The following is a 23,831-nucleotide window of genomic DNA, read 5'->3' as shown; positions in this document are numbered from 1 at the left end:
AATGGCGATCCCGTTACCAAGCTGGATCTCGCGCGCTACCTCGAAGCCGTCGGCGAATGGATGATCGTGCATCTCAAGGGCCGGCCGTGCTCGCTGATCCGCGCCCCTGACGGCATCAAGGGCGAATGCTTCTTCCAGCGCCACGCCATGCAGGGCACCTCGAACCTTCTGGAGCTCGCGCGGGTCTCCGGCGACCGCAAGCCCTATTTGCAGATCGACCGCATCGAAGGGCTCGCGGCCGTGGCGCAGATCGGCGGCGTCGAGCTGCATCCCTGGAATTGCGCGCCCTACGCCTACGATACCCCGGGCCGGCTGGTGTTCGATCTCGATCCCGCGCCCGACGTCGTCTTCGCCGAGGTCGTTGAGGCCGCCAAGGAGATGCGGCAGCGGCTGACCGACATCGGCATGGAAAGCTTCTGCAAGACCACCGGCGGCAAAGGTCTGCACGTCGTGGTCCCGCTGCGTCACGGCGCGCGCGACCAGGTGAGCTGGAAGGAGGCCAAGGCCTTCGCGCAAGGCGTCTGCCAGTGGATGGCGGACGACGCTCCCGAGCGCTATCTGCTCAACATGTCGAAGAAGCTGCGCAACGGAAAGATCTTCCTGGACTATCTGCGCAACGATCGGATGTCGACGGCGGTGGCGCCGCTGTCGCCGCGTGCGCGAGATGGTGCGACTGTGTCGATGCCGGTCACGTGGGCGCAGGTGAAGAGCGACCTCGATCCGAAGCGGTACACGGTGCGGACGGTGCCCGGCTTGCTGGCGCGATCGAAGGCGTGGGATGGTTATGACGATGCAGCCGCGTCGATCAAGGCGGCGATCAAGAAGCTCGCCGGGAAAACGAAGTAGGGTGGGTAAAGTGAAGCGTGCCCACCATCTTCTCTCAGCCGAGCAAAAAGGTGGGCACGGCGCATTGCGCCTTTGCCCACCCTACTAGATCTTCGTTTGGTGGCTAGATCCGTCCCAGCAGGAGCAGGATCAGCAGGATCACGATGACGAGCCCGAGACCGCCGCCGCCGTAATAGCCGGTGCCGTAGAACGGGCCGCCGCCGATGCCGCTGAAGCCGCCGAGCAGCGCGATGACCAAAATGATCAGAATGATCGTACCGATAGACATGCGGAAATCTCCTCCAGCCCTTCGTTAGAAGGGTCGTTTGCAACCTGTCCCGTGGTGCGAGGGCAACTTGCCGCAGGTTCTAAAGTTCCGCCAATGAAACACCGGGTGCACGCGCAACTTGCATGGAACCTTTGTGGTACCGCCGGGCATGACTATGTGAGGTTCAATCACTAACCGGGCAGAGCCATGTCAGCACCGCTTGTCGTCTCCATTCCCCACCGCTTGGGCCGCGAGGAGGCGGTGCGCCGGCTCAAGACTGGGCTAGGCCGCGCTGCGGCGAGCATTCCCGTGATGCAGGTCGAGGAGGAGAGCTGGAGCGGCGACAGCATGAATTTCCGCATCCGCGCGCTCGGGCAGATCGCGACGGGGCAGGTCGACGTCGCCGACGACCATGTCAAGGTGCAGGTGGTGCTGCCCTGGCTATTGCAGCGCTTTGCGGAGATGGCGCAGGCCACGATTCGCAAGCGCGGCCAGCTGCTGTTGGGCAAGGACGGGAAAAGCTAGCGTTCAAGCGCGGGTGCGCTGTCGCACCGGCTTCGCCGCGCCCGCTGGGCGCGCGGGGATGACCGAAGCGGGAAAACCGCGAAGCGCCTGCGCGAGCGGCAGATCGTTGCCGGCGAAACCCGGCACATTATAGCCCGTGACGTCAATAGTGGCGTCGGCCCCATCGAACGCCGGCCATTCGCGGCCTGCTTGCGTGAAAGATGCGAACTGGCGCCCGACCACGACGATCGCCGCAGCCCGGCCGTGGCGGCGGGCAAACGCTACGACATGGTCGGCATGTGCGCCCCGCACCTGAAGCGGCTGGTAGTCACCTCGCGCGAAGACGTCGGGCAGCTCGTTGCGCAGCTTGAGCAGGTGCCGCGTCCAGGCCAGCTTGAGCTGACCGTCCGGCCAGCTCTTGATCAGGTGATTCCAATCCGGGTTGTCCAGCGTGCCCAGCGCCGCGTGTCGCGCGGAAAAATCCACCGGGCGGCGGTTGTCGGGATCGACCAGCGACAGATCCCAGAATTCGGTGCCCTGGTAAAAGTCGGGCACGCCCGGCAGTGTCGCCTTGAGCGTGAGCTGGCTCAGCGCGTTCAGCGCGCCGAGCAGCGCGACGCGGCGAGCCAGCGTGTTCAGCGCCTCCAGGAATTCGCCTGATTGCGCGGGATCGAGGATCTTCGCGATGAAGCTCTTGACGCCGTTCTCATAGGCCTCGTGCGGGTTGAGCCAGCTGGTCTCCTCCTTGCCCTCGCGCGCGGCCTTGAGCGCATAGGCCTGGATACGCGCGACGAAACCGGCATCGGCCGGCTCCACGAGCGGCCAGGCGCCGAGCAGGGTCTGGTAGAGCATGTATTCGAACGTGGCCGACGGAGCGCGCAGATTGCCGTCGAGCGCGAGGTGCGGTGCGTTCAGGACTTTCCAGCGTGCCACGGCGCTGGTCCATTCGCCGGGAATTTCACTTAAGGCCGCGATCCGCGCCCGGGCGTCCTCGCCACGTTTGGTGTCGTGCGTGGCGGTCGCCGTCATCCCTTGCGGCCATTCCCTGGCGCGGGCCTGCATGGTGTCGTGGAAAGCGGGAATGGTGAGGCCCTTGCTCGCGGGATCGCCGCCGACCTCGTTTAGGGCGAGCAGCCGGTGGAATTGATAGAAGGCGGTGTCCTCCAGCGACTTCGCCATCATCGGCCCGGTGAATTGCTGCACCTTCAGCGCAAAGCGGCGCACCCGCGGGGCGCTGTGCGGGGGACGGCCAGGCTTGAGCAGGTCCATGGTGAGCGCGTCGCGCAGGAAGTCGAAAATGCCTTCGTCCGCGGCGAACCATTCCCGGCGCGCTTGCTCGATGGTGTCGTCGATCAGCTTGCGATCGTTCGCCGTCGGCGCGCCTGTCGTGAGGTAGGTGCGGTATACCGGGAAATGCAGCACATAGAGCTCGAGCGCCTGCCGCAGGCTGTCGGCGGAAAAGTCGCGGGTCGAGTAGTGCCCGTTGGCGATGCGCGCAAGCAGGCGCGTCAGAACCGTGAATTCGCTGGTCAGCAGCGTCTCCAGCACGCGCCGTTTGGCATCCTTGACGTAAGGCGCGAGCCGCGGCGGCCGGTTGCTGATCTGTCGCCAGGTCTCGTCCATGGCCTCCAGCCCCTTGGCGTCGACCAGAACGTGAGTGATGGCGTTCATCCACTCATAGCCGGTGGTGCCCTGGACGCCGGCGAAATGCGGCAGGCGCTCGTGCTCGCACAGGATTTTCTCGATCACCGTATAGAACGGCTTTGTGGTGCCCTGAGCGTCGCGCACCAGCCGGCGCAGCCGCTGGCAATATTGCGCGGGATCGCGCAGGCCGTCGATATGATCGAGCCGGATGCCTTGCAGTTTGCCGTCGGCAATGAGTTGCTTCACCAGCCGGTGCGTGGCGGCGAACGTGCCGGGATCCTCGACGCGCATGCCGGCGAGCCCGTTGACGTCGAAGAAACGTCGATAGTTGATGTCGCTGGAGGCAAGCCGCCAGTGCCCCAGCTTGTAGTGCTGGCGCTCCAGCAAATGATGCAGCGCCAGCGTCTGCGCGGGACGGTCCTTGGCCGCGCGATAGGCGCCGAGGCCGCGCCCGATGATATCGGCGCTGCCTGCGATCTCCCTGAGCTCCGCCTTGAAGCCGGGTGCTTCCTTGCGGTTGGGGCGGCGCAGTCCCGTGTAGCGCGCCGCGAGCGACAGCAGGCGCTTGCCCGTCTCGGTCTCGGCGGCGTCGGCGTCCTTCACGATCATCCGCAGCACCTCGCCATAGCGCTCCGGCGCGATCGGCAATCGATGTTCGAAATACCAGGCGGAAAAACTACCTTCGTTGGGATCGTAGCGCAGCTCGATATCGCCGCTCTCGAGCGCTTCGCCATAGGACGCTCCGAGGATCGGCAGCAGCACGCCGCCGCGGGCGCGGAAGGCCAGTTGATCCCAGTCGATATCGAAGGAGACGGCGTGCGGCGAGGCCTGGCCCCATTCCAGCACGTCCAGCCACCAGGGATTGTCGGCGAAGTGCACGCCGACATGGTTCGGTACGAAGTCGATGATGAGGCCGAGGTCGTGTCGCGTCAGCGCCTCGCTCAGCCGCGCGAAGCCGGCCTCGCCGCCGAGCTCCGGATTGAACTGGCTGTGGTCGACGGTGTCATAGCCGTGCGTCGAGCCCTTGCGGGCCTTCATCACCGGCGAGGTGTAGAGATGCGTGATTCCCAGCGCCTTCAGGTAGGGCACCACCGCGGCGGCCTTGTCGAAGTCGAAATCCGCGGTGAGCTGAAGCCGGTAGGTTGCGAGAGGAATGGCTGGAGGCATCTCAACCTCCGAGGCGCCAGACCACCGACCAGGGCGCAAGCCGGTCGCCGGTTGCGCCGCCCCAGATCAGGGTCCCCACACCGCCGTCGGAACACGCGATGTCCTTGTCGGAGAGATTGGCCACGAGGCGCAACGTCGCGCCATCTCCCATGTGCCAATGTGCGGTGAGCAGGCCGCTATCGGCCACGGCGGCATCACCGAAGCGCGCACCTTTCAGTCGTGGCGCGATCTCCTTGTGGCGGAGTGCGAGCAGCTCCCGCACCAGCGCGAGACGCGCATCCTGCTCCGGCGTGTGGTCGGTCCAGTCGAGCACGGCCGATTGCAGTGTTGCCGGATCGAGCGGGTCGGGCACCTCGTCGCCGTACTTTTCATAGGCCCAGGCGTATTCCTGCCTGCGCCCCTTGCGGACGGCATCAGCCAGTCCGCCCTGGAAGTCGCAGAAGAACGGGAAGGGCGCGATGGAGCCCCACTCCTCGCCCTGGAACAGCATCGGCACCATCGGTGCGAGCAGGGTCACCGCGAGTGCGGCTTCGATCTGCTCGGGCGATGCCAGGCTTTCGAGCCGGTCGCCAAGCGGCCGGTTGCCGATCTGGTCGTGGTTCTGCAGGAAGTTGACGAAGGTTGCCGGCGGCAGCTCGCCGCTGTTCTCGCCCCGCGGCTTCTTGCCCCAGAATTCCGAGATCTCGCCCTGATAGACGAAGCCGGAGGCGAGCGCGCGTGCGAGATCGAGCCGCGGCGTTTGATAGTCCGCATAATAGCCGGCGAGTTCGCCCGTCAGCATCACGTGCCAGACGTGGTGGTAGTCGTCGTTCCACTGGCCGCGATATTTGCCGTTCGGAGGCTCCTGCGCCGCGTCGAGCAGGCTCGCGCGGTTGTCGCCGTTCTCCAGCACGAGATGGATATGGCGCTCCGTCGCCTTGGCAAGCTCGCCCGCGGCGAGGCTAAGGTCTTGCAGCATCGATTGCTCGCCGGGGATCGCCATGATGTGATTGGCGGCATCGAGCCTCAGGCCGTCGAAGCGATAGTCGCTGAGCCACGACAGCGCGTTCTCGACGGCAAAAGCGCGAACCTGCGGCACGCGATAATCGATCGCACTGCCCCATGGCGTGTGCGCGTCGGTGAAGAAGGCCGGCGCGTAGCGGCCGAGGTAATTTCCCTCGGGGCCGAAATGATTGTAGACGACGTCGAGGAACACCATCAGCCCGCGCAGATGGGCTTCGTCGATCAGCGTCTTCAATTCATCGGGATGACCATAGGCGCTGTCGGGCGCGTACCACAGCACGCCATCATAACCCCAGCCGCGGCGACCGGCGAAGTCAGCCAGCGGCATCAGTTCGATCGCGGTGATGCCGGTCGCGACGAGATGATCGAGCTTGTCGATCATGGCACGATAGGTGCCTTCCGCAGTGAAGGTGCCGACATGCGTCTCGATCAGCACCGTCTCTTCCCACGGGCGGCCGCGCCAATCGGATGCGCGCCAGGCGAAGGCGTCATGATCGATCACCTCGCTCGGGCCGAACACGTCGTCGGGTTGGAATGCAGACGCCGGATCGGGCACGTCGATCTCGTCATCGATCCTGAATTTGTAGTTGCTGCCGACGGGCAGATTGGCAATCTCGGCGACATACCAGCCATCCTGCCGGCGCTGCATCGCGTGTCGTCTGTCGAGCAGGAGATCGACACGGCGCGCGGCAGGCGCCCACAGCCGGAACGATACGCCGTCCTTCGTCGGCCTCGCCCCGAAGGATGGCCTCATAGCGCCCCCGCGAAAGCGATCACGGAGCGCGGCGGCGCCTTGCTGTCGCTCCCGGGCTGGAAGTCGATCGTATTCAGCTTGGCGTCGGTCGTGTTCAGGATCTGCTGCCAGCTCTTGTATTCAGTCATTTTTGGCAATTTGAATGCGATCTCTTCGGGGGCTGCGTTGAGTACGATAAAGATCGCGGCGCTGCCCGGTTCCATCGGCCCCATCACATAGGAGAGGAACCGCCCTTCCGGGAATTTCCAGTCGCTTTCCGTCATTTCGTCGCCGGCCGGCGTCAGCCACAGCGCGCCATAGGAGATGCCGTCCTTGGGGCGGCCGTCGAGCCAGCGATGGCTGCGAAGCTGCGAGAACCGGCTGCGGATATCGGCGAGTTCGGCGACAAAACCGACCATGTCGTCGCCGTCCTTGCCGAGATTGTCCCAGCCGACCCAGCCCACCTCGTTGTCCTGGCAATAGGCGTTGTTGTTGCCTGATTGCGAATTCCCGACCTCGTCGCCTGCGAGGATCAGCGGAATGCCCTGCGCCAGCATGAGGCAGGCCAGTACGTTCTTGCGAAGCTGCCGGCGCAAGCTGACGATTTGGGGATCGTCGGTCGGACCCTCGACACCGCAATTGTTGCTGTGGTTGTCGTTGGAGCCGTCGCGATTGTCCTCGCCGTTGGCCTCGTTATGCTTCTCGTTGTAGCTGAAGAGATCGGCCAGGGTGAAGCCGTCATGCACGGTGATGTGGTTGATGCTGGCGCGCGGCCGCCGTCCGTCGTGGTTGAACAGGTCGGAGGACGCCGTCATGCGGCTGGAGATATCGCCGATCAGGCTGCCTTCGCCGCTCCAGTAGCGGCGCATGGCGCTGCGGTAACGGTCGTTCCACTCCGACCATTGCGAGGGAAATGCGCCCACCTGATAGCCGCCAAGGCCGAGATCCCAGGGTTCGGCGACGAGCTTGACGCTCGCCAGCACCGGGTCCTGGCGGATCGCGGTCAGGAACGAGCTGCCTCGATCATAACCGTTCGGTCCGCGGGCCAGCGTGGTGGCGAGGTCGAAACGGAAGCCGTCGACGTGGCAGACCTCGACCCAGTAGCGCAGTGAATCCATCACCATCTGCAGCACGCGCGGGTGGGTGAGGTTCACCGACGAGCCGCAGCCGGTAAAATCGTCGTAGTAGCGCGGGTTTTCGCGGTTCAGCCAGTAATAGGAGGCGTTGTCGATGCCGCGATAGCACAGCGTCGGACCGAGATGATTGCCCTCGGCGGTGTGATTGTAGACGACGTCGAGCATCACCTCGATGCCGGCATCGTGCAGACGTGCGATCGTGGTGCGGAAGGAATCGAGAGCGTTGTCCTGGGCGTAGCGCTGCTCGGGCGCGAAGAAGGACAGGGTGTTATAGCCCCAGTAGTTGACGAGCTTCTTCTCCACCAAGATGCGGTCGTCGACGAAGCTGTGCACCGGCAGAAGCTCTACCGTGGTGACGCCGAGCTTCTTCAGGTGCTCGATCATCGCGGGCGAGGACAGGCCGCCATAGGTGCCGCGCAAATTCGGCGGCACGTCGTCGCGCTTCTGTGTCAGTCCCTTGACGTGGGCCTCGTAGATGATGGTATCTTCCCAGGGAATGTTGGGCCGGATCTCGCGGCGGCCCCAGTTGAAGGTCTCGTCGACGACGACGGCCTTCGGCATGCCGCGCGCGTTGTCGCGCCGGTCGAACGACAGGTCTTCGCGCGGGCTTCCGGTGCGATAGGCGAAATGCGCGTCACTCCAGACCAGCCGCCCGGAAAGCCGCTTGGCATAGGGGTCTAGCACGAGCTTGTTGGCATTGAAGCGGTGGCCGTGCTCCGGCTCGTAGGGGCCATGCACGCGGTAGCCGTAGAGCTGGCCGGGCGAGACGTCGTTGAGATAGCCGTGCCAGACATCCTCGGTGCGCTCCGGCAGCTCGACGCGCTCGAGTTCGCGGCGGCCCTGCATGTCGAACAGGCACAGCTCGACCTTCTGCGCGTTGGCGGAGAACAGCGCGAAATTGGTGCCGCGTCCGTCCCAGCTTGCGCCGAGGCGTGCGGGCGATCCAGCAGTCAGGCGCATCGTTCAGCTTTCCGGAACGAGGAAGATCGCGGCGAGCGGCGGAATGGTGAGGCGGAGCTCGCCATTGACGGCGTGGACTTCGCCGATGTTGCCGACATTGCTGCCGCCGTAATGGGCGGAGTCCGAGTTGAACACTTCCTTCCACTTGCCACCGAACGGCGCGCGAACGCGGTAATTGCGATAGACATTGGGTGAGAAGTTGACGATCACCATGCACCGGGCGTGCTCGTCAAATCCCTTGCGCAGCCAGGCGAACACGTTGCGGTTGGCGTCGTCGGTGATCAGCCATTCGAAGCCGGCCTGCTCGCAGTCCATCTGGTGCAGGGCGGGCACCGCGCGATAGAGCCGGTTGAGATCGCGGATCAACGCCTGGATGCCTGAATGGGGCTTGTACTCGAGCAAGTGCCAGTCGAGCGATTGGTCGTGATTCCATTCTCGGCTTTGCGCGATCTCGGCGCCCATGAACAGCAGCTTCTTGCCGGGATGGCCGAACATGAAGCTGTAATAGGCGCGCAAATTCGCGAAGCGCTGCCATTCGTCGCCGGGCATGCGCCCGAGGATAGAGCGCTTGCCGTGCACGACTTCGTCGTGCGACAGCGGCAGGACGAAGTTCTCCGAGAAGGCGTAGTGCAGGCCGAACAGGATGTCGCCGTGATGATGCTTGCGGTGGATCGGGTCCTTGCTGATGTAGTTCAGCGTGTCGTGCATCCAGCCCATATTCCACTTGTAGCCGAAGCCGAGCCCTCCGAATTCGACCGGGCGCGAGACCTGCGGCCAGGCGGTGGACTCTTCGGCGGCCGTGGTCGCCTGCGGGAAACGCGCGAACAGCTCGGTGTTGAAGCGGCGCAGGAATGCGATCGCCTCGATGTTCTCCCGGCCGCCATGCTGGTTCGGAATCCACGCCCCGGGCGGACGGCTGTAGTCGAGGTAGAGCATGGATGCGACGGCATCGACTCGCAGTCCGTCGATCGCGTAGCGCTCGAGCCAGAACAGCGCGTTCGAGACCAGGAAGTTCGTCACTTCGGTGCGGCCGTAATTGTAGATCAGCGTGCCCCAATCGAGATGCCGGCCCTGGAGCGGATTGGCGTGCTCGTACAGCGCTGTGCCGTCGAAGCTGCCGAGCCCGTGCGGATCGTCCGGGAAGTGGCCGGGCACCCAGTCGAGCAGCACGCCGACGCCCTCGCGGTGGCAGGCATCGACCAGCGCGGCAAAATCCTCCGGCGTGCCGAAGCGGCTGGTCGGCGCATACAGCCCGGTCGGCTGATAGCCCCACGAGCCGTCGAAAGGATGCTCGCTGACGGGGAGGAATTCGAGATGGGTGAAGCCCATGTCGCGGGCGTAGGCCGGCAGCTGCTCGGCCAGCTCGCGATAGGTCAGCCATTCATTGCCGTTCTTGCGCCGCCATGAGCCGAGATGGACCTCGTAGATCGACATCGGCGCGGACAACGCGTTGATGCCGTCGGGCGCCGGTCGCGGCCGCGGCAGATGCGCTTCGTCGAACACGATGGAAGCGGTCTTCGGGCGCACCTCGCTTGCAAAGGCCATCGGATCGGATTTCAGCGGAAGCAGATGGCCATGCGGTCCGATAATTTCGAACTTGTAGTGGTCGCCGGCCTTGGCGTGCGGGATGAACAATTCCCAATAACCCGCGCCGCGCACCCGCATCGGATGGCGCCGTCCGTCCCAGAAATTGAAGTCGCCGACCACGGAGACACGCCGGGCGTTGGGCGCCAGCACCACGAAGCCGATGCCATCGATGCCTTCGAGCCGCATCGGATGCGCGCCGAGCTTGTCGTAAAGGCGCTGGTGGGTGCCTTCGCCGAGCAGATAGAGGTCGAAATCGGTCAGGATCGGCGGAAAGCGATAGGTGTCCTCGAATTCGATGACGTTGTCGCCGAACTTCGCGCGGAGCTGGTAGTGCTTCGCGCCGTTCGGCAGAGCGCCGATGAACAGGCCGGCATCATGGACGCGATCGAGCTTCGCCACCTCGCCGTGCTCGCCCACCGCCTCGACGTTGGAAGCATCGGGAAGAAACGCGCGCACCACGCTCTTGTCGCCCTCGGGATGCAGCCCGAGATAGTGGAACGGATCGGAGTGGCGACCCTCGATGATCGCATAGGCCTCGGCAGGGAGTTTAGGCATGGGCTTCGCTCTCGATACTGGACAGAATGCGAAGCAGTCCGGACAGCGGCGCATGGAGCCCCTCAGGCCGGTGGGACAGCTCGTACTCTACTTCCTCGAACGCTTGATCAAGCAGGAAAAACCTTAACAGGCCAGCCGCAGATTGCGGATCTTCCGGCCACAGCCGCCGATCGGTCATGGCTTCGCGGTAGGCGGTGAGGAACGTCGCGGTGGTGCGCTCGCGCCATTCGTCGAGCGCAGCCGTGAGACGGCCCTGTTCGTCGGAGGCGCCCGTGAGCGCGCGGTGAAGCGCCGCGTTAACCGAAAGATCAATCGAGCGGATCAGGCCGGCAACGTCACGCGCCGCAGGCAGCTTGCGCCGCTTGTCGGCCAGCGGCAAACGCGGATCTCCGTCGAAGTCGATGATGAAGATATCGTCCTTCACAATCAGAGTTTGCCCGAGGCGGAAATCGCCATGATGACGGATGTTCAACCCGCCGAGCTCGGAAGGTAAGAGCGCGTTGAGCCGGCCGGACAGGGTCGCGCGCTCCGCGGCGAGCTGATTGATCAGCGGTCGGTCCACCTCCCGCAGGCGGTCGGTGCTGGCGGCCAGCCGCTCGAAAACCCGCTCGGCCCGTGTCTCGAGCTCGGATGACCAGCGCTTGACGTGTGCGGAGCCAATGGGCTCCGGCGCGAGATCTCCGGGCTTTGCAGCGGCCAGAGCCACATGCAGCTCGGCGAGCCGTCGGCCGATCTGCGTAATGAAGTGCAGATAGGGCGCTTGCTCCTGGGTCTCGCGGGGCATCTCGCCCGGTGGCAGCACCCGTTGCTCGTCGATATAGCGGTCGAGATAGCCCGCGGTGACGCCCCAGCCGTCGCCCTGGTTCTCGACATAGGCGTGCAGCACGCCGACTGCGCTGCGACGGTCGTCTTCGACCAGCTCGACGCTGCCGAGCAGTGCCGGCGTATTGGCAAAGCGGGCGATCTCGGTGAGGTAGGAGCCGATCTCGATCTCGGGATTGATGCCGGCTTCGAGCTGACGATAGATCTTGGCGACATACTGGTTGTCGACCAGCGCGGTGCTGTTCGACTGCTCGATCGTGCGGATGCGTTCGGGCTCCTTGATGGTGTACTCGGCAAACCGGCTGGTCGCCTTGAACTCCAGCCGCAGATTGTTTTCTTCCACCACCAGGTTCTGCGACAGATTGCGCAGGAACAGGCCGATGAAGATCTGCTCGGTTGCCACGTCCAGCAGCGTCCCTTCGCGGGCCCCCTGACGCACGGCGGCGAGCGCCCTGGGATTGAAGCGTTCGCGGTCGAAGCGCACCCATTCGATCTGCATCGGCAGCACGTAGCGCGTGGTGACGTCGCCCTGCGCCGCCTCGAAGAACGCGATCCAGGGCCTGTTGTCGCCGATGTCGCAGAACGGCACCGCCGAGGTCAGCGTCGGCTTGATGTGCTTGGGATTGTGCTCCGGATACCAGCGCGTGCGCGACAGGAATCCCGGCAGCACCTCGTGCTCGAACACGCCGCGCTCGCGCGCCAGCGACACCCAGGTCGAGTTCACCGGCACCACCAGCGTCTCGAATTCGGGCACTGCGCGCGGCGTCACCGGCTCGGACTTGTCGCGCTCGGTGAGCTGGAACCAGTAGAAGCCATAGGGCCCCAGCGTGACCATGTAGGGCAGTTCGCCGATCGCCGGAAAACGCGTGCGGCCGAGCATCTCCTGCGGGATGCGGTCCTTCCAGGGCGACAGATCGAGCTCGGTCGCCTGGGCCGCGCGCGACAGATTGGCGACGCAGAGGATCACCTCGTCGCGGTACTGCCGGACATAGGCCAGCACGGCGCGGTTGGCCGGGCGGATGAAGGTCATGGTGCCGCGGCCGAAGGCGAGCGTCGATTTGCGCACCGAGATCAGACGCTTGGTCGCGCTGAGCAGCGAGGACAGGCTGCGCGACTGCGCCTCCACGTTCACCGATTCATAGCCGTAGACCGGATCCATGATCAGCGGCGCGTAGAGGCGGGCCGGGTCGCAGCGCGAGAAGCCGCCGTTGCGGTCCGGGCTCCACTGCATCGGCGTGCGCACGCCGTTGCGGTCGCCGAGATAGATGTTGTCGCCCATCCCGATCTCGTCGCCGTAGTAGATGATCGGCGTGCCGGGGAAGGACAGCAGCAGCGAGTTCATCAGCTCGATCTTGCGCCGGTCGTTGTCCATCAGCGGCGCGAGGCGCCGGCGGATGCCGACATTGATGCGGGCGCGCGGATCGTTGGCGTAGGTGGTCCACAGATAGTCGCGCTCGACGTCGGTCACCATCTCCAGCGTCAGCTCGTCATGGTTGCGCAGGAACAGCGCCCATTGGCAGCTCGCCGGAATATCCGGCGTCTGGCGCAGGATGTCGGTGATCGGGAAACGGTCCTCCTGGGCGATCGCCATGTAGATGCGCGGCATCAGCGGGAAGTGGTAGGCCATGTGGCACTCGTCGCCGCGGCCGAAATATTCCTGCACGTCCTCCGGCCATTGATTGGCCTCGGCCAGCAGCAGCTTGCCCTTGGAGTAGGAATCCAGCTCGTGGCGGAGCCGCTTGATGATGGCATGCGTCTCGGGGAGGTTCTCGTTCGAGGTGCCTTCGCGCTCGCAGAGATAGGGAATGGCGTCCAGACGGAAGCCGTCGACGCCGGCATCCAGCCAGCGCTTCATCACCTGGATCAGCGCGCTGACGACGCGCGGATTGTCGAAATTGAGATCCGGCTGGTGCGAGAAGAAGCGGTGCCAGTAGAACGCGCCGGCCTCGTGATCCCAGGTCCAGTTCGACTTCTCCGTGTCGGTGAAGATGATACGGGTGCCCTGGTATTTCTGGTCGGTGTCGCTCCAGACATACCAGTTGCGGGCGCTCGAGCCTGCCGGGCTGCGGCGAGCACGCTTGAACCAATTGTGCTGGTCCGAGGTGTGGTTGACGACGAGCTCGGTGATGACGCGCAAGCCTCGCTTCTGGGCCTCCTGGATGAAGCGCTTGAAATCCTTCATCGTCCCGAAATCGGGATTGACCGAACCGTAGTCGGCGATGTCGTAGCCGTCGTCGCGGCCGGGCGAGGGATAGAACGGCAGCAGCCAGAGCGCGGTGACGCCGAGCTCCTGGAGATAGGGCAGCTTCTCGGTCAGCCCGGCGAAGTCGCCGATGCCGTCATTGTTGCTATCGGCAAACGCCTTGACGTGAAGCTGATAGATAATGGCGTCCTTGTACCAGAGCTCGTCCACGATCTCGGCAGCCTCGGCTTTCTTGGTGTCGACGGAAGACAATACGTTCATGGCGTGCGCCCTTACGCCAGGCAGCGGAACAGCAGCGCCGGATCGCGCTCGGGATCGATACGCAACCTGATCCCGCCCCATTCGATGCGGGCCTGTTCGCCGGTGAGGAGGTTTTCGAGTGCCGACACATGGTGTCGCTGCCCGCCGGCGTCAACCGTGACGTCGCCGAGCGGCAACCAGAATTCGCGCACGTGGCACGAGAGCGCAACCACGGCCACGACGATGTTGGCCGGGTCGGTCGCTTCCTTGACGAAGGCGATCGTCTCGCCGTCTTCGATGCCGAGGAAGCGCAGGTTCGCCGTCTGCTGAAGCGCAGCATTCTCGTTGCGGATGCGATTGATCTCCGTGATGTAGGCCTTGATGTGGCCGGGCTTGTTCCAGTCGCGCTGCTTGATCTGGTATTTCTCGGAGTTGAGATATTCCTCGCGGCCGGGGATCGCGTCGTGCTCCAGCAGCTCGAACCCGCTGTAGACGCCGTAATTGCCGGACAGCGTCGCCGCCAGCGCGACGCGCGATTTGAACGCCCATGTCTCGCCGCCCTGGAGATGATAGGGCAAAAGATCGGGCGTATTCACGAACAGGTTCGGCCGATAGAAGTCACGTTCGGGATAGCGCGTCAGCTCGCCGAGATATTGCTCCAGCTCCCACTTCGCCGTGCGCCAGGGGAAATAGCTGAACGATTGCGCAAAGCCGAGCTTGGCGAGGCCCTTCATCAGCTTCGGGCGCGCGAACGTCTTGGAAAACAGGATCACCTCGGGATGCCGGCGGCGGATGTCACGGATCAGCCACTCCCAGAAGGCGAGCGGCGCGGTGTCGTGATTGTCGATGGCGAAGATGGTGACGCCGTGGTCGATCCAGAACAGCATGGCGTCGCGAAACGCGTTCCACAGTCCAGCCCGGTCGACGGACGCGAAATCGGGGATGACGATATCGGAATAGGGCCCGTCAGCCGTCCGCACCGACCGATCCGGGCGCCATTTGAACCATTCCGGATGCTGCGTCAGCCACGGGTGGTCCGGCGAGCATTGCACGGCGAAGTCGAGCGCGAGTTCGAGGCCGTATTCCAGGCAGGTCGCGACCAGCGCGCGAAAATCCTCGATCGTGCCGAGTTCGGGGTGCAGCGCGTCGTGCCCGCCCTCGATGGCGCCGATCGCATAAGGCGAGCCGGGATCGCCGTCGCCCGCCACCGGCATGTTGTTGCGGCCCTTGCGCCGGGTGCGGCCAATGGGATGGATCGGCGTGAAGTACAGCACGTCAAAGCCCATCGCGGCGATGTCGGGCACGCGCGCGATGCAGTCGCGAAGCGTGCCATGCTGTCCTGGCACCACGCTCTGGCTGCGCGGCATCATCTGATACCAGGCGCCGAAGCGTGCCTTGTCGCGGTCGACGAACAGTGGGAATAGCGCCGAGCGCGTGAGATCAGGCCGCAACTGGCTCTCGGCCATGGCTGCGCCGAGCTCGGTTGCCAGCAGCGGGGCAACGTCGCCGGTCTGAAGATAGTCCTCGCATCGCCTGACGATGACGGCGGCGGCGTCCTGCTGCGCGCCATGCGCCTTGGTCAAAAGGCCGGCGCCCTCGATCGCATCGAGCGTGACGTCGGCACCGGAGCGCTGCTTGCGCGCGACCGCGTGCGACCAGGTGGCGAATTCGTCGGTCCAGGCTTCGATCGCATAGACATATTTGCCGGGCTCGACGGGTGTGAACGCGCCGGACCAGCGGTCATTGCCGTGAGGGATCATCGGCTCGCTCTGCCATTCGCGGTCCTGCTCCTGTCGCCAGATCAGCGCTGCGCCGATCACGGCGTCGCCGTCCCGGTAGATGACGGCCCAGACCTCGACCGGTTCGCGCGCGATCCGCTTCACGGGGAAGCGCCCGCCGTCGATCAGGGGATAGACGTCCTCGATGAGGAAAGTGCTGCCGGCTGCGGCACTCTCGACAGTTTGAATTGTCTTGTTCACGGTGATGCCATTGACAAGAAAGCAGGAGCCCGTTTCCCTTGCCGGGAACCTACGCTTGATACCACTATAGAAAGCCGCTTGTGTGTCATTGGTTCCCTGGGGAACGGCAGGCGCGGCTCGCGAGTTAACCCTGACTAACTTCTTCCGCGACCTCGTTAAAATCGATGCCCCCGGCCACAAAATGGCCTGCAAGCTGCGTGCCGAATGGATCTTTTAGCTCAAGCCCGGATCAAGGGCGTTCAATCCGAATTCGTCGATGCCCTCGGAAAGCTGCGGGTCACCGATCCCGTGGCCCTCAAATCCATCCTCGACGCCTTGCCGGAAAAGCGGGTTTACCGCTTCGTCAGCGGGCCTGTGGTGGTACGCGCCTTGGGCCATCCGCGCACCGAATTGGTGACGATCGGTGCGCCGCCGCTCAAATGGAAGATGACCGGCAACGGCAATTTGATCGCGCAAGGTGAGACGCGCGAGCCCGTGATTGCCTGGCCGGCCGGCCTGCCGCTCGGCTATCACCGGCTGACGCTGACGGATGCCGGAGGCGTGACGGAAGAGGTGCCGATGATCGTGGCGCCGGAGCGGGCCTTCGGCGGCGATTTCGACCGGGGCTGGCTGCTTGCCGTGCAGCTCTACAGCGTCCGCTCGGACCGCAATTGGGGCATCGGCGATTTCACCGACCTCGCCGGTCTGGTCCGGCTCGCGAAGCAGTTGGGCGCCGACGGCGTCGGGCTCAATCCCCTGCATGTGTTGTTCGATGACCATCCGGCCGATTGCAGCCCCTATTCGCCGAACAGCCGGCTGTTTCTCAATCCGCTCTATATCGACGTCGAGGCGATCCCGGAATTTTCCCCCGACCTCGTCCCCGATGCGGCCGCGACCGCCGCGCGGCTCCGCGACGGTGATCGTGTGCCCTATCCGGACATGGCGGCCTTGAAATGGTTGGCCTTGCGTGCCGCCTTCGACAGCTTCGTGAAAACCGCGAGCGGCGTCCGCCGCAACCAGTTCGACGCCTTCCGGGCGGCTCGCGCGCCGCTGTTGTCCCGTTTTGCCTGCTTCGAGGTGCTACGCCATCGCTTTGCGGCGCCGTGGTGGGAATGGCCGCAGGAATGGCAACAGCCGGATGAGACGAAATGCGCCGAGCTGCGCAACGGCCCGGACAAGCACGAGGTCGAGTTCGTCGAATTCGTGCAATGGACCGCCGATAGCCAGTTGCATGCGGCCAAGGAGCTGGCCGGCCAGCTCGGCATGCGGGTCGGGCTCTATCTTGACGTTGCCGTCGGCGTGCAGTCGAACGGCTTCGATGCTTGGAACGAACAGGGGGCGATCTCCCGTCATCTCGCCGTCGGCGCGCCGCCGGACGTGCTCAATACCATTGGCCAGGATTGGGGCTTGGCCGGCTTCAATGCCGGCGGCCTGGAGGCGCAATCCTTCGTGCCATTCGCCGATATGCTCGCGGCTTCGATGCGCCATTCCGGAGCCATCCGTCTCGATCACGTGCTCGGCTTGAAGCGGCTTTATCTGGTGCCGCGCGGCTTCAAGCCCGACAACGGCGCCTATGTGCAGATGCCGTTCGAGGCGCTGCTGGCGACCGTGGCGCGGGAGAGCGCGGCCCATAAGTGCATTGTGATCGGCGAGGACCTCGGCACGGTGCCGGAAGGTTTTCGCGAGACCATGCAGGATTTCGGCATCTGGTCCTACCTCGTCATGATGTTCGAGCGCGACGATGCCGGTCACTTCCGGCCCGTCGATCACTACCGGCCCAACGCGCTGGTGACGTTGAACACGCATGATCTGTCGACCTATGCCGGCTGGCGCTCTTTCAGCGATCTCAGGATGAAGCGCTCGCTCGGGCTCGATCCGGGCGAGAACGATCAGGCCCGCTGGGATGCGCTCGGCCTGCTCGACGAGATCCTGCGTGCCAACGGCATCCGTGCCAATGATGTCTATTCGGTGCTCGCCTTCCTGTCGCGCACGCCGTCGCGGCTGCTTGCGGTGTCGCTGGAGGATCTGCTCGGCGTGATCGACCAGCCCAACATTCCCGGTACGATTGACGAGCATCCGAACTGGCGCCAGCGCCTGCCTGTGACGCTCGACAAGATCGTTTCGAAGGTCGATGTCGCAGCCTTGAAGGCCGCGACACGGGAACGCTCGTTACCCGGCGGGCGTTGATCGCCGGGGTCTCCGGACGTCGTTTTCGAGGCTCGCACGACATTGTCTCAGAGGATTGAAGATTATGCGCTGATCGGCGACTGCGAGACCGCGGCGCTGGTCGGCCGCAACGGCTCGATCGACTGGCTGTGCTGGCCGGCCTTCGATTCCGACGCCTGTTTTGCAGCGCTCCTCGGCACGCACAAGAACGGCCGCTGGCTGATCGCGCCGGACGAGGGCGTCACCGCCACGTCGCGCCGCTATCTCGGCGACACCCTCGTCCTCGAAACGCGCTTTGAGACTGACGGCGGCACCGTTGCGCTGATCGACTTCATGCCGCCGCGCGGCAAGGCCTCCGACATCGTGCGGCTGGTCCGCGGTGTCAGCGGCACGGTGAAGATGCGGATGGAACTCGTCATCCGCTTCGGCTTCGGCGTCGACATCCCTTGGGTGCGGCGGATCGATCATTCCCTGCTGGCGGTCGCCGGGCAGGACATGACTGTGCTGCGGACACCGGCCAAGACCCGAGGCGAGGATCTGACCACGGTTTCCGATTTCGAGGTGAAGGCCGGCGAGACCGTGCCGTTCGTGCTGACCTACGGCCCCTCGCATCTCGAGCCGCCCGCGCCAATCGATCCGGAGGTCGCACTCAAGGAGACCGAGAAATTCTGGCAGGACTGGTGCAGCCACTGCAATCGCGATGGCGACTATCGCGACCTGATCGTGCGCTCGCTGATCACACTCAAGGCGCTGACCTTCGCTCCGACCGGCGGCATCGTCGCGGCGCCGACCACCTCGTTGCCGGAGAAGCTCGGCGGCGCCAGGAATTGGGACTACCGCTTCTGCTGGCTGCGCGATGCCACCTTCACGCTGCTGGCGCTGATGAACTCGGGTTACACCGAGGAAGCCTCGGCCTGGCACAATTGGCTGTTGCGTGCGGCGGCAGGCTCACCGGCGAACATGCAGATCATGTACGGCATCTGGGGCCAGCGGCGGCTGCTGGAATGGGAGGCCGGTTGGCTCGATGGCTACGAGGGCGCACAGCCGGTGCGCGTCGGCAATGCCGCGCATGCGCAGCTCCAGCTCGACGTCTACGGCGAACTGATCGACGCCTTCCACCAATCGCGGATGGCCAAGCTCAAGCTCGACGACGAGAGCTGGGCGCTGGAATGCGCCGTGCTCAAGCATCTCGCCGAAGTCTGGGACCAGCCCGATCACGGCATCTGGGAGCGGCGCGGACAGCCGAAGCACTATGTCTTCTCCAAGGTGATGACCTGGGTCGCCTTCGACCGCGGCATCAAGAGCGCCGAGACCTTCGGCTTCAAGGCGCCGCTGCTGCACTGGCGCACCTTGCGCGACGCCATTCATCGCGACGTCTGCAACCGGGGCTTCGACGCGGAGGAGAATGCCTTCGTGGAGTCCTACGGCTCGAAGCTGCTCGATGCCAGCGTGCTGCTGCTGCCGTCCGTTGGCTTCCTGGAAGCGTCGGATCCGCGCATTCGCGGCACCATCGCGGCGATGGAAAAGCACATGATGCCTGACGGCTTTGTGCTGCGGCACGATCCGCGCGAAGTGTCCGAGGAGAAGCAGCCGATCGAGGGCGCCTTCCTCGCCTGCAGCCTGTGGCTGGCCGATGCCCATGTACTGGCGGGCGATCTCGACAAGGCGCAAGCCTTGTTCGATCGCGTGGTCGGTGTCGCGAATGATGTGGGACTGCTGGCCGAGGAATATGATTCAGGCGCCAGGCGTCAGACCGGCAATTTCCCGCAGGCGCTGACTCATATCGCGCTGGTCAACACCGCGCATAACCTGTCGGCCGCAAGGCAGGGCAGCAAGAAGCCTGCAATGCAGCGGTCGAAGCAGTGACCTAGGCGACCTCGTTCCGCTTCAAAATCATCTCCATCGCTTCCGCAAAACCGTCGTGCTCGTTGGTCGCGGTGACGTGGGTGGCCTGGTCCTTGACGTTGTCGGCCGCATTGCCCATTGCGATCGAAACGCCGCTGACGCGAAACATCGCGAGGTCGTTCTGCATGTCGCCGATGGTGGCGACCGCGTCCGTTGAAATGCCGAGGCGCTTGGCCATGGCTTGCACGAATGTGCCCTTGTCGAAGCCGGGCGGGGTGATGTCGAGGTAATAGGTCTGCGAGCGCACCGCCATCGCCTCGCTGCCGAGCGCCTTCTGCATCGCCTTCTCGCAAGCTTCGAGGCCGGCTGCATCGGCGCTGGCCCCGACGATCTTGCAGGCGCTCGCGAGATACGGCGAGAAATCCGTCACGATGGTCGGGTCGGAGCGGATGGTGTGCTGCTCATGTGCCACGTATTGGCCATCAGGCTTGTCGATCAGCCATTTGTCGGTGGTGAACAGCCAGATGTCGGCGCCGAAGTCCCGCAGAATTTGCAAGCTTCGCTCGGCCGCCGCGGCGGGGATGAGATGCTGTTCGACCGGATTCATCTCGGGGTCGACGATCGAGGAGCCGTTGAACGGGCCGACCGGCAGCCAGAGCGCCAGCGGTTCGATCAGGAAACGCATGCCGATCGCGGGGCGGCTCGACGTAATCGTGAAGCCGATGCCGGCCTGGTGCAGACGCTGAACCGCGGACCTCGCGCGGTCGGTCAGCGTCTTGTCCTTGGTCAGCAGCGTACCGTCGACGTCGGAGACGACGAGCGAGATTTTTGTCATGACGGTCCCTTGGGTGTTTCTTGGGTGTTTGGCCTCAGCGTTTCGCGCCGCCCAGTTTCAACTGCCGCACCGCGCCGTCTACGATCGCTTCCACGGATTCGTCGATCGAGACTGTGATCACGTGCTCGCCAGCCTCCGGCGGCTCCAGCGTGTTGAACTGGCTCGTCAGCAGGCCGGGCGGCATGAAGTGCCCCTTACGTTGCGCCAGGCGTGCGGCGATCAGCTCCTTCGTGCCCCTCAGGAAGATGAAGCGGACGTCGTCGCGTCCGCGCAGGAGCACGTCCCGATAAGTATGCTTCAGCGCCGAGCAGGCGATGATGACGTGCTCGCCCTTGTCACAGACCCTCGCGATCTCGTCGGCAATGGCGTTGAGCCAGGGCCAGCGGTCCTCGTCGGTGAGGGGATGGCCGGCCCGCATCTTCTCGACATTGCTGGCGGGATGAAAGCTGTCGCCGTCCTCGAAACGCCAGCCGAGGCGCTCGCCGAGCGCTTTTGCAACCGTGCTCTTGCCCGAGCCCGACACGCCCATCACGATCAATGCACAAGGTGCTTCAACGCCGGCCACGAATTCCCTCCGGAAGCGCGGCCCGGTCGACCAGCCAGACGGTCTCGCCATTCGAGCGCGCGCGTACAGCCGGCAGAGTCTCGCCATTGAGCAGGCGCGTCAAGATCGGCTGCTTGTCGTGCCCCGCTATCTCGAACAGCATTTCGCGGCAAGACGCCAGTGCGGGCAGGGTGAGCGAGACCCGCGGCACGAAGGGGGCAACATTGGCCTTGGGGACGCCGACCACCCAGCGTCCCGTCTCCTCGATCGCGGGGTAGCCCGGGAAGAGCGAAGCCGTGTGGCCGTCCGGCCCCGCGCCCATCAAGACCATGTCGAACAGCGGCCGTGCCGGATCCAGGCTTTCCGCGCCGTAGAAAGACTGCAGCTCGCGCGCATAGGCCTCGGCGCTCTGATCAGGGTCGTCAGCCGTCGTCGGGATCGGGTGAACATGGCCGGAGGGCGCGTTGCGATCGAGAAAGGTCGCGCGCGCGACCGCCATGTTGTTGAGGGGATCGCTTTCGGGCACGAAGCGCTCGTCACCGATGAACCAGTGCACGCGCTCCCACGGGATTTTTTCGCGCCAGGCCTCGCTGCCCAGCAGCTGGTAGAGCCTCTTCGGGCTGGAGCCGCCGGTCAGGCAGATCGCAATGCGCCCGGGATTGGCCGCGATTTGCGCCATCACCCGTTCGGCCGCGCCTCGCGCGAGAGCCTCGGCGTCGGCCTCGACGATCAGCTTCGGCTGTCTCGCCGCCGTCACGAAAACTTACGCCAGCTTCGGCCGTCGCGGCGGAGCAATTCATCGGCGCAGGCGGGGCCGTCGCTGCCGGCTTGATAGGTTTCGATGCCGTTGCTGCCCGCGTTCTTCCAGGCGTCAAGGAACGGCTGCACCGCCTCCCATCCGGCTTCGATGCCGTCGGCGCGCTGGAACAGGATGTTGTCGCCGATCATGCAGTCGTAGATCAGCGTCTCGTAGCCGGTCGAGGGATCGGCCCGGAAATAGTCGCCATAGCGGAACTTCATCTCGACGCCGTCGATGGTGACGCTCGGCCCCGGGATCTTGGCGTTGAACTGGAGCTCGATGGTCTCGGTGGGTGCGATGCCGATCGTGAGGAAGTTTTGGGAGAGGCGATCGACAGCGGTGCCTGAGAACATCGACAACGGTGCCTGCTTGAACTTGATCGCCACCTCGGTGCGCTTGTGGCCGAGCGCCTTGCCGGTCCGCAAATAGAACGGCACGCCGGCCCAGCGCCAATTGTCGATCATCAGCTTCAGCGCGACATAGGTCTCGGTAGTGCTGCCGGGTTTGACATCCTCGGTCTTGCGATAGTCCGGGATCTCATCGTCGCCGATGCGCCCTGCGAGATATTGGGCGCGCACCGAGCTCTTCAGCGCTTCCTCTTCGCTCGGGCGCTGAATCGAGGTCAGAATCTCGGCCTTCTCTGAGCGCACCGAATGGGCGTCGAAACGCGCCGGCGGCTCCATCGCGACTAGCGACATCAGCTGGAACAGGTGGTTCGGCACCATGTCGCGCAGCGCGCCGGTGGCATCGTAGAAGCCGCCGCGATGGCCGACGCCGAGCTTTTCCTCCACCGTGATCTGGATGTGGTCGATATGGTTGCGATTCCAGATCGGCTCGAACATGCCGTTGGCAAAGCGCAGCACCAGGATGTTCTGCACCGTCTCCTTGCCGAGATAGTGATCGATCCGGTAGATCTGGTGCTCGTCCATGATCTTCAGCAGCTCGCCATTCAGCGCGCGCGCCGAGGCGAGGTCGGTGCCGAACGGCTTTTCGATCACCAGGCGCCGCCACGCCCCGTTCTCCTTCATCATGCCGGTGCGGCCGAGCTCGCGCGCGGTCGGCGCGAACGCAGCCGGCGGGGTCGCGAGGTAGAACAGCCGGTTGCCGCCGGTATCCTGCGCGCATTCCAGGGAATCCAGATGCTCGCGCAGGCGATCAAAGGATGGCGGATCCTTTGCGTCGGCTTCGACGAAGGTCACGCATTCCAGCAGCTTCTTGGCAATGTCGTCGTCCACCGGCCGGGTCGCGAACTGGCGCAAGCCCTTCAATAGGCTGTCGCGCAGCTCGTTGTCCGACTGGCCCCGGCGGGCGACGCCGACCACGCAGAACTTTTCGGGTAACAGATGCTCGGCCGCCAGATTGTAGAGCGATGGCATCACCAGCCGATGGGTGAGGTCGCCGGTGACACCAAAGATGACGAAGGCGCAATTTTCCGGCTTGCGCTTGGCTTGCGGGTCTTTTGTCACGAACTATTGGCCTTCGTTCTGCTAATTGCTATTTCGGCTTCGAAGCAGTCGGCTGCTTCGGCTCCTTGTGGCCGCCAAAACCGGCTCGCATCGCTGAGAGAATTTTCTCGGCGAAAGTGTGTTCCTTGCGGGAACGGAAACGTGCGAACAGCGCCGCGGTCAGGACTTCGGCCGGCACGGCCTCGTCGATCGCCGCGTTCACGGTCCAGCGTCCTTCGCCGGAATCCTCCACGAAACCCGAATACTCCGCCAGTGCAGGGCTATCCGCGAGCGCGGTCGAGGTAAGGTCGAGCAGCCAGGACGGGATCACGCTGCCACGCCGCCACACCTCGGCGATATCGGCGAGATCGAAATCGTAACGATGATCCGCCGGCAAGGCCTCGATGTTGGCGTTCTTGAGGATGTCAAAACCTTCGGCGTAGGCCTGCATCAGGCCGTATTCGATACCGTTGTGGATCATCTTGACGAAATGACCGGCGCCGACGGGGCCGGCATGGATGTAGCCCTGCTCGATGCGGGGATCGCGCCCCTCACGTCCCTCCGTGCGCGGAATGTCGCCGGCGCCGGGCGCG

The 23,831-nt window shown here is 64.5% G+C and carries 15 protein-coding genes and 1 pseudogene; 4 read left to right on the top strand and 12 right to left on the bottom strand.

Annotation, left to right across the window (positions count from 1 at the left end; genetic code table 11):
- Positions 1-846, top strand: an 846-nt coding sequence (ligD, locus tag IVB32_RS18300) for a non-homologous end-joining DNA ligase (RefSeq protein WP_247410878.1), incomplete at its 5' end; no start/stop codon positions are given.
- A 103-nt stretch (positions 847-949) separates the two neighbouring features.
- Here the strand turns inward: ligD and IVB32_RS18295 are convergent.
- Positions 950-1,114, bottom strand: coding sequence for a DUF3309 family protein (locus tag IVB32_RS18295; protein WP_007595743.1), 165 nt, complete (start codon positions 1,112-1,114; stop codon positions 950-952).
- 186 nt (positions 1,115-1,300) lie between these two features.
- On the opposite strand from IVB32_RS18295, the gene IVB32_RS18290 reads away from it, so the two are divergent.
- On the top strand, positions 1,301-1,618 hold the full coding sequence (locus IVB32_RS18290; protein WP_085351913.1) for a polyhydroxyalkanoic acid system family protein: 318 nt from the start codon (positions 1,301-1,303) through the stop codon (positions 1,616-1,618).
- Between the two features lie 3 nt (positions 1,619-1,621).
- Here IVB32_RS18290 and treY read toward each other — a convergent pair whose 3' ends face one another.
- The 6 genes from treY to IVB32_RS18260 are packed head-to-tail and all read right to left on the bottom strand — an operon-like array spanning position 1,622 to position 15,625.
- A complete protein-coding gene (treY, locus tag IVB32_RS18285; RefSeq protein WP_247370165.1) occupies positions 1,622-4,408 on the bottom strand; it encodes a malto-oligosyltrehalose synthase in 2,787 nt (928 codons plus the stop codon).
- A gap of 1 nt (position 4,409) precedes the next feature.
- Entirely contained in the window at positions 4,410-6,164 is a 1,755-nt protein-coding gene (gene treZ, locus IVB32_RS18280) for a malto-oligosyltrehalose trehalohydrolase (RefSeq protein ID WP_247410877.1), read from the bottom strand.
- Positions 6,161-8,239, bottom strand: coding sequence for a glycogen debranching protein GlgX (gene glgX, locus IVB32_RS18275; protein WP_247370169.1), 2,079 nt, complete (start codon positions 8,237-8,239; stop codon positions 6,161-6,163). The genes treZ and glgX overlap by 4 nt, the downstream gene beginning before the upstream one ends.
- A 3-nt stretch (positions 8,240-8,242) precedes the next feature.
- Positions 8,243-10,381: a 1,4-alpha-glucan branching protein GlgB gene (gene glgB, locus IVB32_RS18270; protein ID WP_018454055.1), complete on the bottom strand. Its 2,139-nt coding sequence runs from the start codon at positions 10,379-10,381 to the stop codon at positions 8,243-8,245.
- On the bottom strand, positions 10,374-13,667 hold the full coding sequence (gene treS, locus IVB32_RS18265) for a maltose alpha-D-glucosyltransferase (protein ID WP_085351909.1): 3,294 nt from the start codon (positions 13,665-13,667) through the stop codon (positions 10,374-10,376). The genes glgB and treS overlap by 8 nt, the downstream gene beginning before the upstream one ends.
- 11 nt (positions 13,668-13,678) lie before the next feature.
- Complete coding sequence (locus IVB32_RS18260; protein ID WP_247410875.1) at positions 13,679-15,625, bottom strand: maltotransferase domain-containing protein; 1,947 nt, start codon at positions 15,623-15,625, stop codon at positions 13,679-13,681.
- 204 nt (positions 15,626-15,829) lie between these two features.
- Between IVB32_RS18260 and malQ the strand changes: the two genes are divergently transcribed.
- Both malQ and IVB32_RS18250 read left to right on the top strand, forming a co-directional pair.
- Positions 15,830-17,791: a 4-alpha-glucanotransferase gene (gene malQ, locus IVB32_RS18255; RefSeq protein WP_204512130.1), complete on the top strand. Its 1,962-nt coding sequence runs from the start codon at positions 15,830-15,832 to the stop codon at positions 17,789-17,791.
- A 42-nt stretch (positions 17,792-17,833) separates the two neighbouring features.
- Positions 17,834-19,636, top strand: a complete 1,803-nt coding sequence (locus IVB32_RS18250) for a glycoside hydrolase family 15 protein (protein ID WP_247295025.1) — start codon at positions 17,834-17,836, stop codon at positions 19,634-19,636.
- Between the two features lies 1 nt (position 19,637).
- Here IVB32_RS18250 and IVB32_RS18245 read toward each other — a convergent pair whose 3' ends face one another.
- From IVB32_RS18245 to IVB32_RS18225, 5 genes and pseudogenes are all read right to left on the bottom strand, one after another.
- The gene (locus IVB32_RS18245; RefSeq protein WP_085351905.1) at positions 19,638-20,450 is read right to left on the bottom strand and encodes an HAD family hydrolase; all 813 of its coding nucleotides are present in this window, start codon (positions 20,448-20,450) and stop codon (positions 19,638-19,640) included.
- Between the two features lie 34 nt (positions 20,451-20,484).
- Positions 20,485-21,015, bottom strand: coding sequence for a gluconokinase (locus tag IVB32_RS18240; protein WP_026232661.1), 531 nt, complete (start codon positions 21,013-21,015; stop codon positions 20,485-20,487).
- Positions 21,002-21,751 (bottom strand): 6-phosphogluconolactonase, encoded by a 750-nt coding sequence (gene pgl, locus IVB32_RS18235; protein ID WP_247295023.1) that lies wholly within the window; start codon positions 21,749-21,751, stop codon positions 21,002-21,004. Before pgl ends, IVB32_RS18240 begins: the two co-directional genes overlap by 14 nt.
- Entirely contained in the window at positions 21,748-23,259 is a 1,512-nt protein-coding gene (gene zwf / locus IVB32_RS18230; protein WP_018454061.1) for a glucose-6-phosphate dehydrogenase, read from the bottom strand. Before zwf ends, pgl begins: the two co-directional genes overlap by 4 nt.
- 28 nt (positions 23,260-23,287) lie before the next feature.
- Positions 23,288-23,831: pseudogene (locus IVB32_RS18225) on the bottom strand (6-phosphogluconate dehydrogenase (decarboxylating)); the annotation flags it as partial.

The sequence above is a fragment of the Bradyrhizobium sp. 23 genome, from assembly GCF_023073295.1.
GTDB classification, from domain to species: domain Bacteria; phylum Pseudomonadota; class Alphaproteobacteria; order Rhizobiales; family Xanthobacteraceae; genus Bradyrhizobium; species Bradyrhizobium canariense_D.
This window is presented reverse-complemented; position numbering and strand designations above follow the sequence as displayed.

Bases quoted from the DNA above. Each gene is read 5' to 3' on its own strand.
- treZ (WP_247410877.1), bottom strand. From the start codon at position 6,164: ATGAGGCCATCCTTCGGGGCGAGGCCGACGAAGGACGGCGTATCGTTC.
- glgX (WP_247370169.1), bottom strand. From the start codon at position 8,239: ATGCGCCTGACTGCTGGATCGCCCGCACGCCTCGGCGCAAGCTGGGAC.
- treY (WP_247370165.1), bottom strand. From the start codon at position 4,408: ATGCCTCCAGCCATTCCTCTCGCAACCTACCGGCTTCAGCTCACCGCG.
- treS (WP_085351909.1), bottom strand. From the start codon at position 13,667: ATGAACGTATTGTCTTCCGTCGACACCAAGAAAGCCGAGGCTGCCGAG.
- glgB (WP_018454055.1), bottom strand. From the start codon at position 10,381: ATGCCTAAACTCCCTGCCGAGGCCTATGCGATCATCGAGGGTCGCCAC.
- malQ (WP_204512130.1), top strand. From the start codon at position 15,830: ATGGATCTTTTAGCTCAAGCCCGGATCAAGGGCGTTCAATCCGAATTC.
- IVB32_RS18245 (WP_085351905.1), bottom strand. From the start codon at position 20,450: ATGACAAAAATCTCGCTCGTCGTCTCCGACGTCGACGGTACGCTGCTG.
- IVB32_RS18290 (WP_085351913.1), top strand. From the start codon at position 1,301: ATGTCAGCACCGCTTGTCGTCTCCATTCCCCACCGCTTGGGCCGCGAG.
- IVB32_RS18295 (WP_007595743.1), bottom strand. From the start codon at position 1,114: ATGTCTATCGGTACGATCATTCTGATCATTTTGGTCATCGCGCTGCTC.